At 51.5% G+C, this 13,051-nt stretch carries 11 protein-coding genes and 1 pseudogene; 11 read left to right on the top strand and 1 reads right to left on the bottom strand.

Annotation, left to right across the window (positions count from 1 at the left end; all coding sequences use genetic code 11):
- Positions 1-123 precede the first annotated feature (123 nt).
- The 4 genes and pseudogenes from SMC1_RS06420 to SMC1_RS11280 form a co-directional block, all read left to right on the top strand.
- The gene (locus SMC1_RS06420) at positions 124-1,494 is read left to right on the top strand and encodes a C69 family dipeptidase (protein ID WP_119085952.1); all 1,371 of its coding nucleotides are present in this window, start codon (positions 124-126) and stop codon (positions 1,492-1,494) included.
- Between the two features lie 239 nt (positions 1,495-1,733).
- The gene (locus tag SMC1_RS06415) at positions 1,734-3,023 is read left to right on the top strand and encodes a dicarboxylate/amino acid:cation symporter (protein WP_119085951.1); all 1,290 of its coding nucleotides are present in this window, start codon (positions 1,734-1,736) and stop codon (positions 3,021-3,023) included.
- The gene (locus tag SMC1_RS06410; RefSeq protein WP_207799334.1) at positions 3,020-3,715 is read left to right on the top strand and encodes an aspartate/glutamate racemase family protein; all 696 of its coding nucleotides are present in this window, start codon (positions 3,020-3,022) and stop codon (positions 3,713-3,715) included. The genes SMC1_RS06415 and SMC1_RS06410 overlap by 4 nt, the downstream gene beginning before the upstream one ends.
- Before the next feature lie 181 nt (positions 3,716-3,896).
- A pseudogene (locus SMC1_RS11280) lies at positions 3,897-3,965 on the top strand (DUF4147 domain-containing protein); the annotation flags it as partial.
- A 237-nt stretch (positions 3,966-4,202) separates the two neighbouring features.
- Here the strand turns inward: SMC1_RS11280 and SMC1_RS11020 are convergent.
- Positions 4,203-4,667, bottom strand: a complete 465-nt coding sequence (locus SMC1_RS11020; protein WP_243626513.1) for a hypothetical protein — start codon at positions 4,665-4,667, stop codon at positions 4,203-4,205.
- An 867-nt stretch (positions 4,668-5,534) separates the two neighbouring features.
- On the opposite strand from SMC1_RS11020, the gene SMC1_RS06385 reads away from it, so the two are divergent.
- From SMC1_RS06385 to SMC1_RS06355, 7 genes are all read left to right on the top strand, one after another.
- On the top strand, positions 5,535-6,551 hold the full coding sequence (locus SMC1_RS06385; protein ID WP_119085945.1) for a LacI family DNA-binding transcriptional regulator: 1,017 nt from the start codon (positions 5,535-5,537) through the stop codon (positions 6,549-6,551).
- Positions 6,548-8,248, top strand: a complete 1,701-nt coding sequence (locus tag SMC1_RS06380; protein WP_119085944.1) for a ribulokinase — start codon at positions 6,548-6,550, stop codon at positions 8,246-8,248. The genes SMC1_RS06385 and SMC1_RS06380 overlap by 4 nt, the downstream gene beginning before the upstream one ends.
- Positions 8,245-9,744: an L-arabinose isomerase gene (gene araA, locus SMC1_RS06375; protein WP_119085943.1), complete on the top strand. Its 1,500-nt coding sequence runs from the start codon at positions 8,245-8,247 to the stop codon at positions 9,742-9,744. Before SMC1_RS06380 ends, araA begins: the two co-directional genes overlap by 4 nt.
- The gene (locus SMC1_RS06370) at positions 9,744-10,547 is read left to right on the top strand and encodes a class II aldolase/adducin family protein (protein WP_207799333.1); all 804 of its coding nucleotides are present in this window, start codon (positions 9,744-9,746) and stop codon (positions 10,545-10,547) included. The genes araA and SMC1_RS06370 overlap by 1 nt, the downstream gene beginning before the upstream one ends.
- 171 nt (positions 10,548-10,718) lie before the next feature.
- Positions 10,719-10,985: a hypothetical protein gene (locus tag SMC1_RS06365; protein ID WP_119085942.1), complete on the top strand. Its 267-nt coding sequence runs from the start codon at positions 10,719-10,721 to the stop codon at positions 10,983-10,985.
- Complete coding sequence (locus SMC1_RS06360) at positions 10,982-11,974, top strand: sugar-binding protein (protein ID WP_119085941.1); 993 nt, start codon at positions 10,982-10,984, stop codon at positions 11,972-11,974. Before SMC1_RS06365 ends, SMC1_RS06360 begins: the two co-directional genes overlap by 4 nt.
- Before the next feature lie 106 nt (positions 11,975-12,080).
- Positions 12,081-13,040, top strand: coding sequence for an ABC transporter permease (locus tag SMC1_RS06355; protein WP_119085940.1), 960 nt, complete (start codon positions 12,081-12,083; stop codon positions 13,038-13,040).
- Positions 13,041-13,051 lie beyond the last annotated feature (11 nt).

Here is a 13,051-nt window from a genome sequence, read left to right as displayed (position 1 = left end):
GTTTCTCGAGCTACGGAGAAATTATGCGGTCTAGTAGTAGCTAAACTGATCTAAAGGAGGCAGGAAGAGAAGAAAGACCCGAAAAGTTGGCTTCACAAAATTCTAACTTTGGGGGGCAATAGAATGGAAGAGAAGTTGAAGAGCAAGATGGGCAAGATTATATGTGTGGTACTGGCCCTATTTTTGGCGGTCAGCTTGGTCGGTTCCGCATTCGCTGTCGACAAAGTGTCTGCGGAAGAAGATCCCGTCCTCGAGGACTGTAGCACTATTATCGTAGGCAAAAAGGCTTCGGCGACCGGGGAAGTCCTCCTTGGTCACAATGAGGACAACGGGGACAACGTGATGGTGCAGTACAAGGTTCCCGCAGCGACTCACAAGCTTGGTGAGCTCTTAACCTTCGAGGCGACAGCCGCTAAGATTCCTCAAGTTGAACAGACTTGGGCTTATTTGTGGTCCGAGACCAGAGCCAGCTGGAGTGCATCTTTTAGTGATTTCTTTATCAACCAATGGGGCGTCGCAATTGTCAGTAATAGCTGCTCCCCCTCGCGTGAGGATAAACCCGGATTAACAGACGGCGGGATCGGCTACGGGCTAAGAGTCCTAATCGCCCAGCGGGCCAAAACAGCCAGGGAGGGCGTTGAGTTAGCTGCTGCCCTTCTCGATCAGTACGGGTACATCGCTTCGGGACGTGCGTACTCAATTGTGGATAAAAATGAAGGCTGGATTCTGCAGGTTGTTAAAGGCAAGCACTACGTGGCGGAACGAATTCCAGACGACCAAGCCATGTTTATTCCAAACTGGTACACTATTCATCAGGTGGACCTGAAAGACACAGCAAACTTTATAGCTTCTCCAGACATCATCACTTACGCCATAAGCCGTGGCTGGTATACGCCTGCTGTAGCGGGTTCCTACAGCGACTTTGATTTCGCGGTGGCCTATCAGAGCCCAACAGCAAATCAGGCAGGCAACATCGTCCGTCAAAAGAATGCCTTAACGGTCCTCCTCGGGAAAGCGCCTACGGACGTCCAGGCTTTCTCTGTAAAACCACTGAAGTTGGTTGATCTGGATACCATCAAGGGAATTCTACGGTCTCACTATGAGGGAACTTCCGATGATCTGAGCAATGGATACGCCATCAACCCGCACCAAACGGGCGTGCGCACAATCTGCTCTGGGACAACCATGGAGAGCCTTATCATCCAGTTCCGTGAGCAGCCCGAATTCACGTGCGTCTGGCGCGCCACACTGAACCCCTGCACAAGCCCGTATGTGCCCTGGTATCTGGGAATCACCAAAGTACCTACTGGCTACGGTTGGCTAACCCCTGCGAACGGGATGGCTACCCACTTCAATGTGCCTGTAGGAGACCTGCTGTATCGTCCTAGCCGTGCCTGGTGGGCGTTCCAGGACGTTCAGGATCTGGCAAACGATTCGTATGCTGATGTTATCCAGACGATCGTGCACTCTAGGGATGCCCTTGAGAAGCGCTGAATTGCCGACCAGCCCGTAATTGAAACTGCTGCTTACGCCATCTTTGAGCACGATCATGCGGAGCTCTAGAATGTACATTGAGAGATTTCGGATACGATCTTGAGTTCTGCAGCTCCGGAGAAATTATGCGGTCTAGTAGTAGTTAAACTGATCTAAAGGAGGTAATCTAAAGGAGGCAGGAAGAGAAGAAAGACCCGAAAAGTTGGCTTCACAAAATTCTAACTTTGGGGGGTAATAGAATGGAAGAGGTAGAGAAAAAGAAGAGAGGTTTTATGGATTGGTACTTTAAATCCAATCTGCTTCTGAGAATTCTCTTTGGTCTTATCCTTGGGGCCATTGTAGGACTGATTGTAGGTCCAAAAATTGCTGTAATCAAGCCTTTTGGTGATCTTCTTATTCGTTTACTACAGATGATCGTTGTCCCTGTGGTTTTCTTCTCACTTATAACTGGATCAGCTAGTATAAGCCCGGCTAGACTTGGAAGAGTTGGTGTTAAGATAATAGTGTATTACTTTCTTACAACAGCAGTTGCAGTTGCAATCGGTCTCTTCTTTGGAAACATTCTACATCCAGGCTTGGGACTAGCACTTGCTGGAGGTGCAGATAAAGTTACGGAACTTGTAGCACCTTCAATAATTGACACTCTGTTGAATCTTGTTCCAACGAACCCTTTTGCTGCACTTTCCGCAGGTGCTGTCCTTCCGATTATCTTCTTTGCAATTCTATTTGGAATAGGACTTTCATTCCTCAAAGAAAGCAAGGAGGAACGATTAAAGCATGCGGCTGAAAGTATCTTAGTTTTGTCTGAGGGCGTTGTCGAGGTAATGCTCTTAATTGTGAGATGGATTCTACAATATGCCCCTATAGGCGTTTTTGCTCTCCTTGCAGTAGTGTTTGGAACCCAGGGAGCAAAAGTTGCAGGTCCATTGGGTCTTGTAACTCTTACTGTTTATCTTGCGCTTGTAGCACAAGTGATTGTGACCTATGGAGGAGCCTTAGCCATTTATAAACTAAGCTTGTTTAAGTTCCTACGGATGGCTAAAGAAGCAATGGTTACCGCATTTGTAACAAGAAGTAGCAATGCTACTCTTCCTACTACGATGAAATGTGCCGATGAGAATATGGGGATTCCCAAGGGAATCTATTCTTTCACGCTCCCACTCGGCGCAACTATCAATATGGATGGCACTGCAATTTATCAGGGGGTTTGTTGCCTATTTGTGGCATTTGCAATTGGTATGAAACTTACTTTTGCTCAACAAATGATAGTAATCTTAACTGCAACACTTGCATCAATTGGAACTGCAGGTGTACCAGGTGCAGGGGCCATAATGCTTCTGTTGGTTCTAAATTCAGTTGGGCTGAAAGTTGAGGCAGGCTCGGCAGTTGCGGCAGCCTATGCAATGGTCCTTGGAATCGATGCAATTCTTGATATGGGTAGAACATCGATCAATATAACGGGGGATCTTGTGGGGACTGCAATAGTTGCAAAAACCGAAGGGGAACTAAACTTAGACAAATGGAAGTGAAAGCAAAGACTCTAGGCATTATTGGAGGAATGGGTCCAGCGGCAACGCTGGACCTCTTTTACAAGATATTAAAGGCTACTCCTGCAAAAAGAGATCAGGATCATATCCATATTATCATTGATGATTTCCCACAGATACCAGATAGAACGGCCTTTCTTCTTGGAAAGGGCGAGAATCCTCTTCCTTACATATTGAAATCAGTAAAAACCCTTGAGAAAGCAAATGTTGATGTGTTGTGTATGCCATGCAACACTGCCCATTATTTTGTTGAAGATATAAGAAAGGCCACTCCTTTACCATTCATAAGTATTATTGAAAGCACTTTAAACACAATAAAGAGAAGTTTCGAGAACTCTAAGAATATTGGACTTCTTGCAACCGATGGGACAATAATTGGAAGGGTATATCACAACATATTTGAGGTTGAACGGTACAGAATCATCACCCCTATAGAAGAAAAACAACATGAAGTGATGAAAATCGTCTATTCTATCAAGGCCGGAAAAATGGAAGAAAATGTCCAAGCTTTTGAAGAGATCATTGAGCATATGAAATTCCTTGGGAGCGAATTAGTGATACTTGGGTGTACAGAGCTTCCAATTTTGTTGAAGTATTTTGAACCTTCTCTTCCTGTCATTGACGCAACATCTTGTCTTGCAAAGGAAATAGCTAATTTTGCTACAGGAAGGTGATGTCTTATTGAAATGGGGGGTGATTTTGTATGCATAAAGTGGCAATTACAGAAACAGTACTCAGGGATGCCCAGCAGTCGCTTATAGCTACGCGAATGAGTACTGATGAAATGCTACCTATACTCGATACAATCGATCGAGCAGGCTATCATTCCATAGAGATGGTACTGTTGTTTCTCTCATAGTATCCGATGTAATTGGCGACCCTCTTGAGGCGATTGCTTCAGGACCTACATATTTTGATTCACCGACATTTGACGATGCTTATTCAGTGCTTGAGGAATATAAACTCCTTGACTCGGTCCCCAAGTTCTATGTCAAGTGTCATAGAAAAGGGCTCAGAGGAGAAGTAATGGAGACATTGAAAAAAGGAGAAACATTGTCGTGTAATTTTTACAATATACTTGTTGCAACCAATTACGAAGCCTGTACCGAAATGGAATTATTCTTCAAAAGCAAAGATCATAATACCCCTTACCTTGGATCATCAGTTCAGGGCGAAGCGGGTGAGGTTGCCAAGGTGATTGGAGGTATTGCGGAGGATCTCGTCGGGGGCGATGTGCTCACCCACAAGCCGTTGCATCGCTTCACGGGCTTCGCCGAGAAGATACGCGAGGACATCTGCCGGAGCCGTCGCGGCTGAGTTCATGAAATCGCGCAGCGCGCGGTCGGCGATCGTGAGCTCTGCTGCTTGTGGGTGCGTCACCATCTGCCTGGCTGCGACCGTCCCGGCAACTGTCTCGACGAGCTTCGTCAGGCGGTCGGTAAGTACGTCGAGTTCGGTCCCTTCAGTGGCGGAGATGCCCAGTGCTGGCTCGCCGACCTCTGCCTCGAGACCCGCGGGGACGGCTCCGAGTTCGTTCCATGTGACGTCACCTATCCAGTCTCCATGGCAGCCACGGCTGTTACTCTCGGCGTCTACGGCGTCCGCAACATGTCCGTTCCCGGCCAAGGTCATCCTGTCGGCCGACCTGGTCACAAAGGACAACGCAGCCAAGTACTACGTTCCGGATTCGATCTACTAGAACCTGATACTCGCGTACTCTGCACTGCCCGGACGGGACTCCCGTCCGGGCAGTTCCGTTACGGGTCCAGCGACCGCAGCTCGGGTGATGACAGGAGAGTCTCCAGCCAAAAGCGGACGATGACCAGCAGGACAGGTTCACCGTCATGGACCGCCGCAGCGACCCACCAGGTCCATGGGGGGACGCTGGGGATGTCCAGCGGAGGGGTCCATGCATGTCTGAATGGGAATCCTGCCACCCAGAGGGGTGCTCTGAGTATGGCAGAGCCCGTGCAGACGATACGTCCGCCTCTCCCCTGCCAGGAGCCGGAGGGTCGTGGCAGGACTCATCTGCAGGAGAAGCCGCCGTGTCTCGTCCTCCAGATGGAGATGTCCATGGGCTGTGAGGTTTTCCACAAAGAGCGGCATGTCTCCTGCAGTATCCCGTCTCCTCACAGAAATCGTCCAACACCTCCGACTTCCTTGTCTTCCCTGCCTTCAGATATGCCTGTGCCTTGACCATCGTGAGCTTCCCCCGTTCCTGGAACCGCCCCTCCGAGTACGCCCCTCGGATACGGCAGCACCCCTCGCATTGAGAGAAAGTGCTCGGGGGACAACATCCTCGGGGGGATTGGACTAACATCCTCGGGGGCATCGTGAGCTCCATTCCCACTGCTCTGTTCTCATCCAAAGGATCAGCAGTATTCTGTCATCCTTCACCTCCGTTTTGAATGAGTCGATGCGCCCATTGACTTCTAATAGTTCTTCTGTTAGCATTTGAGTGTAGGTACACGCATACTAATTGAGGCAAACTGAATGACTGTAATAGAGATAGCCAAGCGTGCCGGTGTTTCGATCGGGACTGTAGATCGTGTCTTACATATGCGCGGCCGAGTAGCCCCCGAAACGAGGCAGCGCATACAGGATATTATAGATGCAGAAGGTTATCGACCGAATCCGCTGGCCCGGCATTTGAAACGCAACAGGGTTTTCCGGATTGGTGTGCTGATTCCCGGACTGGAAAAAGAAAGCGGGTACTGGAACTTGATCTATGATGGTATTCTCAAGGCTGCAGAAGAGCTTTCCGCTTTTTCGTTCAAAATCGAGCTGTTCAACTTTGTCCGCCCGGATCGTGCCTCGCTGGTCAGTGCATTCGAAAGGATGACCGCTTCCGGCTGCTGTGCATACATTATTGCGCCGGTCATGCAGGAAGAAACCCTTGTGCTGCTTATGGGGCAGGAAGGCCAGCCATTATACACATTACTTGACTCGCCACTCCCTGGTGCACGTCCTGTTTCAACTGTTGCGCAGGATCCTTTCCGTGGAGGATATCTCGCCGGAAAAATGATGGATCTGGTCTCGCGCTCAAATGGTCCATATGCGACTGTCCGTCCATATACCGAAGCATTCAACCTGAATGAACGTGCCCGCGGGTTTAATGCATGGTTTTCTTCCCGACCGGATGTGAAGGTTCTTGATATTGTCTGTTCCGAGCTTCACATGGACGAAACCTACCAGATTCTGGAGGATACACTGCGCCGAAATCCCGATCTGAAGGGAATCTTCGCCGTTTCTTCTATCGGTCACAAGATTGCCGACTTTATTGATGCAAGGGGCCGAAAAAAAGATATCTCGATCATCGGATACGATCTTGTTACAGAAAATGTGCAGCATTTAGAAAATGGGAAAATTGATTGCTTGATTTCCCAACGACCGGAAGAACAGGGTCATCATGCTTTGTATCAGTTATATAGAAAGATCGTGCTTGAAGAAGAACCGACACCGCAAATCGATATGCCATTTGACATCTATTTCAAGGAGAACCTATTATGATTACTCCCAACGAGCATTTTGTTATTGGTGCCGATTTCGGAACCGATTCGGTACGAGTGGTAATACTTGATGCAGCCGACGGAAGAGTCGCCGGTTCGCATGTAGCGCATTATCCACGCTGGAAAAAGGGTCTCTACTGCGATCCGAAAGAAAACCAGTTCCGCCAGCATCCGCTCGATTATACCGAGAGTCTCGTCGAAGCGGTAACCGGTGCAATCCGTGAAGCAGATACTGCCCGATCCCGTACCGACAAAGGTTCAATCAGCGGTAGAATACGCGCTATCTCTGTCGACACCACAGGGTCAACGCCCGTGCTTGCGGACCGTTTCGGTACGCCCCTCTCTCTCTTGCCTGCCTTTGCGGAAGATCCCGATGCCATGTTCATACTCTGGAAGGACCACACGTCAGTCCAGGAAGCTGACGAAATCAACAGAGTTTCGCGTTCCTGGGGTGGAACTGATTTTACCAAGTATATGGGCGGGGTATATTCATCGGAATGGTTCTGGGCAAAACTGCTTCACACAGTCCGCAAGAACCCGAAGGTAACAAAGGCTGCTTACACCGGAATAGAACACTGCGACTGGATAACTGCGGTCATGACAGGGACAACAAATCCCGATGTAATAAAGCGGAGCCGCTGTGCCGCCGGTCACAAAATTATGTGGCATGCAGAATGGGGCGGATATCCGCCGCGCGAATTTTTCGACAAACTTGATCCGAAACTCTCCGATATCCGCGATTCGCTCGGAACCGATACTTGGACAACAGATGTATCTGCCGGAACGCTCACCCCCGAATGGGCACAGAAACTCGGGCTTCCCGAATCCGTTATTGTCTGTGTCGGTGTATACGATGCGCATATCGGAGCAGTCGGCGGTGGCGCTGCTCCGGGGACGCTGGTAAAGAGTATCGGAACCTCGAGTTGCGACGTCATCATCGGACCGAAACCGGCCGCCGGGCAAAAAGAACACCTGATCGCCGGAATCTGCGGACAGGTAGACGGCTCTGTTGTACCCGACTGGATCGGTTATGAAGCCGGACAGTCCGCGTACGGTGACTACTTTGCCTGGTTCCGCAATCTGCTGATGTGGCCGATACAAAATCTGGTTGCATCTGATCCAGATGCGAAGGATCTCGATCTCGAGAAAATTGAAAAGGCGATTCTCCGTACTCTGGAAGAAGCTGCTTCGCATATCGAGCCGACAGAATCTTCCGTGCTTGCGCTTGACTGGGTGAACGGCCGCCGGACTCCCTTCGCGAACCAGAACCTGACCGCCGCTATTACCGGAATCAATCTCGGAACCGATGCTCCGGCAATTATGCGGGCCCTGCTCGAGGCAACTGCCTTCGGTGCCCGCTCGATTATTGAATGCTTCGAGGATGGCGGGATTAATATACAGAAGGTCATGGCAATTGGCGGTGTGGCCCGAAAGAGCAAACTTGGTATGCAGATTCTTTCTGACGTTATAAACCGTGATATCCATGTAACAGCCGGGGACCAGTCTTGTGCAATCGGTGCCGCTGTTTTCGCGGCAACCGCAGCCGGGCTCTATCCCGATATCTTTACTGCGCAAAAAGCCCTTTCCGCTGGTACCGAACGGATCCACAAACCTGATCCTGCCCGTGTGGCGATCTACAACAAGCTCTACGAAAAATTCCGTAAACTTGGGCAATTTATTGAAGGAGAAACAAGATAATCAACCTGAATCAGTATGAATTTTGGTTTTTGACCGGAAGCCAGCATCTTTATGGAGATGAAACTCTCCGCCAGGTCGCCAACGATTCGAAAAAAATTGTAGAAGCATTCAATGCAGACAAGCAGATGCCCTGCAAGCTCGTGTGGAAACCGACGCTTACTACCGCAGACGATATCCGTGCCGTGCTCGAGCAGGCAAATGCCGATCCTTCCTGCGCGGGCGTTGTCGCCTGGATGCATACCTTCTCTCCTGCCAAGATGTGGATCGCCGGTCTTTCATCCTATAAGAAACCACTCCTCCAGTTCAATACCCAGTTCAACCGCGACATTCCGTATGACACCATGGATATGGATTTCATGAATTTAAATCAGTCCGCACACGGAGATCGCGAGTTTGGATTTATCACTGCACGCATGGAAATACCGCGCAAGGTTGTTGTCGGTCACTGGAGTGACACTGAAACCCGCGAGCGAATTGCACTCTGGATGCGCGCAGGCTGTGCTGTTGCTGACGGCAAGAATCTGCGAATTGCACGTTTTGGTGACAACATGCGTGATGTTGCGGTAACCGACGGTGACAAGGTCGAGGCAATGATCCAGCTCGGCTGGTCCGTGCCATATTATGGAATCGGTGATCTAGTCGCGTATATAGCAAAGGTGACCGATGCCGAGATCGACAAGCTGGTTAAATTGTACGAAGCCGACTATAAAATTGTCTGGGGCAAGGACAAGAACTTTGTGCTTAAGTCTATCCGGGAGCAGGCACGGATTGAAATTGCCATGCGCGCTTTTTTCAAAGACACGAAGTCTAATGCCTTTACCACTAACTTTCAGGATCTGTATGGTATGAAGCAGCTTCCCGGTCTTGCTTGCCAGCGCCTGATGGCGGACGGTTTCGGTTTTGCCGGAGAAGGCGATTGGAAGACCGCTGCGATGGTGCGTACCTTTAAAGTGATGTCCGCGGGTCTTGGTGGTAAGGGGTTCGGTGATTCCTTTATGGAAGACTACACGTATCACTTCGAAAAGGGAAACGAGATGGACCTCGGAGCCCACATGCTTGAAGTGTGTCCGACTATTGCCGCCGGAAAGCCGCGCCTCGAAGTGCACCAGCTCGGAATCGGTGACAAGGAAGATCCTGCCCGGCTCGTATTTACCGGAAAGGCAGGACCTGCAATTTGTACCGCTATTGTGGATTTCGGTAGCCGTTTCCGCTGCGTTCTCAATGAGGTCAATGTGGTTGCGCCCCCGAAGGACTTCCCGAAGCTTCCCATTGCCCATGTGCTCTGGAGGCCCGAACCGAATCTCCGGGTATCGGCCGAAAGCTGGATACTCGCTGGCGGCGGACACCATACCGCATATTCGAATATTGTTACCACGGACATGGTCCGGGACTGGGCCGAGATGGTCGGTATCGAATGTGTCGTGATCGACAAAAATACCAATGTAGCCTCCTTCCGGAATGAACTCCGGTGGAATGCTGCCGCCTGGAGAAAATAATGTCCGAATATGCCTCGCTTAAAGAGGAAGCCTGGTCCGCAAACAGGGAGATACCTGTGCGCGGTCTTGCACTGTACACTTGGGGTAATGTGTCGGCCTTCGATCCACGGAAGGGGGTATTCGCGATAAAACCTTCTGGGGTGCCGTATCTCGACCTCAAGCCGCAAGACATGGTGATTGTCGATCTTGAAGGAAAGGTTGTCGAAGGAACATTAAATCCGTCTTCCGATACCCCGACTCATACAGTTCTTTATCGTGAATTTACTGTTAATGGTGCCGCACTCGTCCGCGGTATTATTCATACGCATTCAACCTATGCCGTTGCATGGGCACAAGCTTGCCGGTCAATTCCGCTTTTCGGAACAACTCATGCTGACCATATCCAGATCGCTGTTCCCTGTACCCCGTATCTCTCCCGCGAAGCAGTGGAACGGGAATACGAACTGGAAACCGGGAACTTGATTGTGGAAACGTTCAGGAAAGGGTTGGCTGGTACGGCGGACTCGCACGGCTCGGTTGAGGGGAGCGGTATATCAGGTCCTAGTGCGGCGGCTCCTCTCAACCCGGACGAGGTTTCGATGGTCCTTGTCGGCGGTCACGGACCCTTTGCCTGGGGACCGAGCGCAGCAAAAGCAGTGTATAACGGGGCTGTTCTCGAAGAGATTGCCCGGATGGCGCTATTGACTCTCCAGATCAACCCGTCTGCTGTGCCGCTGCCTGACTACATCGTGAACAAGCATTACCGGCGAAAGCATGGACCGAATGCGTACTATGGCCAGACCAGTCCTGTTAGCTCAAAGTAAGCATAGCAGCTTACAGGGACTGGTTTCGAGTTTTGTCGCGTGGCGACAAAACTCTTGTGGTACAGTAAGAAAAGTACCACAAATAATCAGGGGCGAGAAGGAGGTGCAAGAACATTTGACTTTTGCCTGTGATTCTGTTGAGACAGAGAACAAAAGTAAGGAGATTCTGGAGTGTCAACTTGTAACCACATCTTGAAGCTAGGACACATCAGCAATACAGTGAGCGAATCGTGCGAGCGGGAAATCTTTATGCCCCTCGATGTCTTTTTCGGGGAAAACCTTCCGCTGGAGGACGATGCGGAACATGGTTTATCGATCGTCGATGAGGAAGAGGCTGTCATGAACGCCGACGGTCTCATAGAGCTGGGCATTACCGACACTGTCGGCAAAGCGAAAGCTTTGACGGTGGGTCGAGATGTACAAAGGAGAGTAAGATGAAGAAACGAAACGCGTTCATACTGCTCGTCGTCGTGGTCGTGATCATCCCGATGATCATGCTCACGTCCTGCACAAAGAAGGCCGCCACCAAGCAGCTGACGTTCGTGATGGTTCCGAAGGGAGTCCATCCATACTATATACCGTGCTACCAGGGTTTCGTGGATGCCGCCGCCAAATACGGCATCACTGTTGAGGAGGCCGTCCCGCAAAAGTTCGAGCTTCCCCTCCAGGTCCAGGTTATTGAGGACCTGATCGCCAAGAAGGTCGACGGCATCGCGATTTCCGCCGTCGACGACGCCGGACTCGTGCCGGTCATCGACGAGGCGACCAAGGCAGGTATCAAGGTCATCACCTTTGACGCACCGGCTCCTTCCACCGCGGCACTCTGCTACATCGGCACCGACAACAAGAGCGCCGGTTCCGCAGCTGCGAAGCAGATGGCCAAGCTTATGGGCAACAAGGGCAACCTGATCATCCTCCAGGGTGGCCTCGCCGCCTCGAACCTCAACCTCCGCACCCAAGGCTTCAAGGAAACGATGGCCCAGGTTGCGCCGGACATTAAGATCCTCGACGTCGTTGACGAGGGCGGCGACTTAAGCGTCACCCAGAGCAAGACGGAAGCGATCATCGTGGCCTATCCGAAGCTGAATGCGATTTTCGCGGTTTCCGCGGAAATCGCCGGTGCCAACAACGCCGTCAAGGATGCGATCGCGAAGAAGCACCTGACACAGGGCCAGATTATCCTCGGCGGATTCGACGACGTCAAGGATACCCTCGATGGAATCACAGATGGGTCCATCGCGTTCTGCCTCGTCCAGAAGACCTACAAGATGGGTTGGCTCTCCATCGAGAACCTCCTCGCTGCGACGCAAGGCAAGACCCTCCAGAACATCGATACCGGCATGGTCATCGTCACGAAAGCCAACGTCGCCACCTACATGGACGACATGAAGAAAGAGTTCGCCGGGGCAACTACCGGCGGCAAGTAATACGGTAGCGTACCGTCGACGCGCGGGCAACCTCCCGCGCGTCATAACGCGAATGCTTTCCGCCTTCGCACGAAGTATGTCCCTTTAGTCGAAAGGAGAAACTACCATGGGAAAGAAACAGGCGAGAGGCCGGTCTGTGGTCTCCGAAATCGTCAAACAGCGCGAGTCGGCAATCTTCCTGGCACTTCTCATCGTGATGGCGATCATCGAGATCATGGCTCCGAACTTCCTGAGCGGAGACAACATCTATCTCGTTTCCCGCCAGATTGCCCTCGTGGCCATCGTGGCCATTGGCGAGCTTTTTGTCATCCTCACCGGCGGCATTGACCTGTCGGTCGGCGCCATCATGGGCCTCTCCGGCGTCGCATCGGCTGGCGCGATGGCGTCCGGCGTCAATCCGGTGCTTGCAATCCTGTTCGGCATGGTCATCGGCATGGTCATCGGTGTTTTTAACGGCTGGCTCGTCTCGTACGTGTTTATACCCCCCTTCATTGTCACCCTCGGTGCCCAGGAGATCGCCCGCGGAACGATCCTCATTTACACCAAGGGCTGGCCGATCACGAACATCCCCAAGTCGATCCTGTTTATCGCCCAAGGCGACTTCCTCAGTATTCCTGTTCCGGTCTGGATCATGGTCGTTGTCGCCGTTATCGCCGAGATAGTCCTTACGAAGACCTCGTTCGGGCGGCGGATCTACGCCATCGGCGGCAACGAAACGGCGACCTTCCTTTCCGGCGTCAACGTCAAAAAGATCAAATTCTTCCTCTACGTGATCGCCGCCTTCACCGCGAGCCTCGTCGGCATCATCCTGGTGGCGCGGTTCAACTCTGCCCAGGCGGACGCGGGGACCGGCTGGGAGATGAACGCGATCGCCTCGGCCGTCATCGGCGGTACCTCGCTCGCCGGCGGCGCTGGAAGCGTGCTCGGCTGCCTCATCGGTGCTTGCATCATCGGCGTCCTCGCCAACGGCCTCGTACTGATGAGAGTCTCGTCCTACTGGCAGACGGCCATCATCGGTACCGTCATCGTGCTCGCGGCCGTACTCGACCATATCCGGAAGAAATAGGCAGATCTAGC

Origin of the sequence: Candidatus Cryosericum septentrionale (assembly GCF_003570995.1) — a bacterium.
Lineage (GTDB): Bacteria > Caldisericota > Caldisericia > Cryosericales > Cryosericaceae > Cryosericum > Cryosericum septentrionale.
The sequence above is the reverse complement of the archived record's forward strand: the minus strand, read 5'-3'. Positions and strand labels throughout refer to the sequence as shown.

Excerpts from the sequence above, each read along its gene's own strand:
- SMC1_RS06420 (WP_119085952.1), top strand. The coding sequence starts at position 124 with ATGGAAGAGAAGTTGAAGAGCAAGATGGGCAAGATTATATGTGTGGTA.
- SMC1_RS06415 (WP_119085951.1), top strand. The coding sequence starts at position 1,734 with ATGGAAGAGGTAGAGAAAAAGAAGAGAGGTTTTATGGATTGGTACTTT.
- SMC1_RS06385 (WP_119085945.1), top strand. The coding sequence starts at position 5,535 with ATGACTGTAATAGAGATAGCCAAGCGTGCCGGTGTTTCGATCGGGACT.
- SMC1_RS06380 (WP_119085944.1), top strand. The coding sequence starts at position 6,548 with ATGATTACTCCCAACGAGCATTTTGTTATTGGTGCCGATTTCGGAACC.
- SMC1_RS06370 (WP_207799333.1), top strand. The coding sequence starts at position 9,744 with ATGTCCGAATATGCCTCGCTTAAAGAGGAAGCCTGGTCCGCAAACAGG.
- SMC1_RS06360 (WP_119085941.1), top strand. The coding sequence starts at position 10,982 with ATGAAGAAACGAAACGCGTTCATACTGCTCGTCGTCGTGGTCGTGATC.
- SMC1_RS06355 (WP_119085940.1), top strand. The coding sequence starts at position 12,081 with ATGGGAAAGAAACAGGCGAGAGGCCGGTCTGTGGTCTCCGAAATCGTC.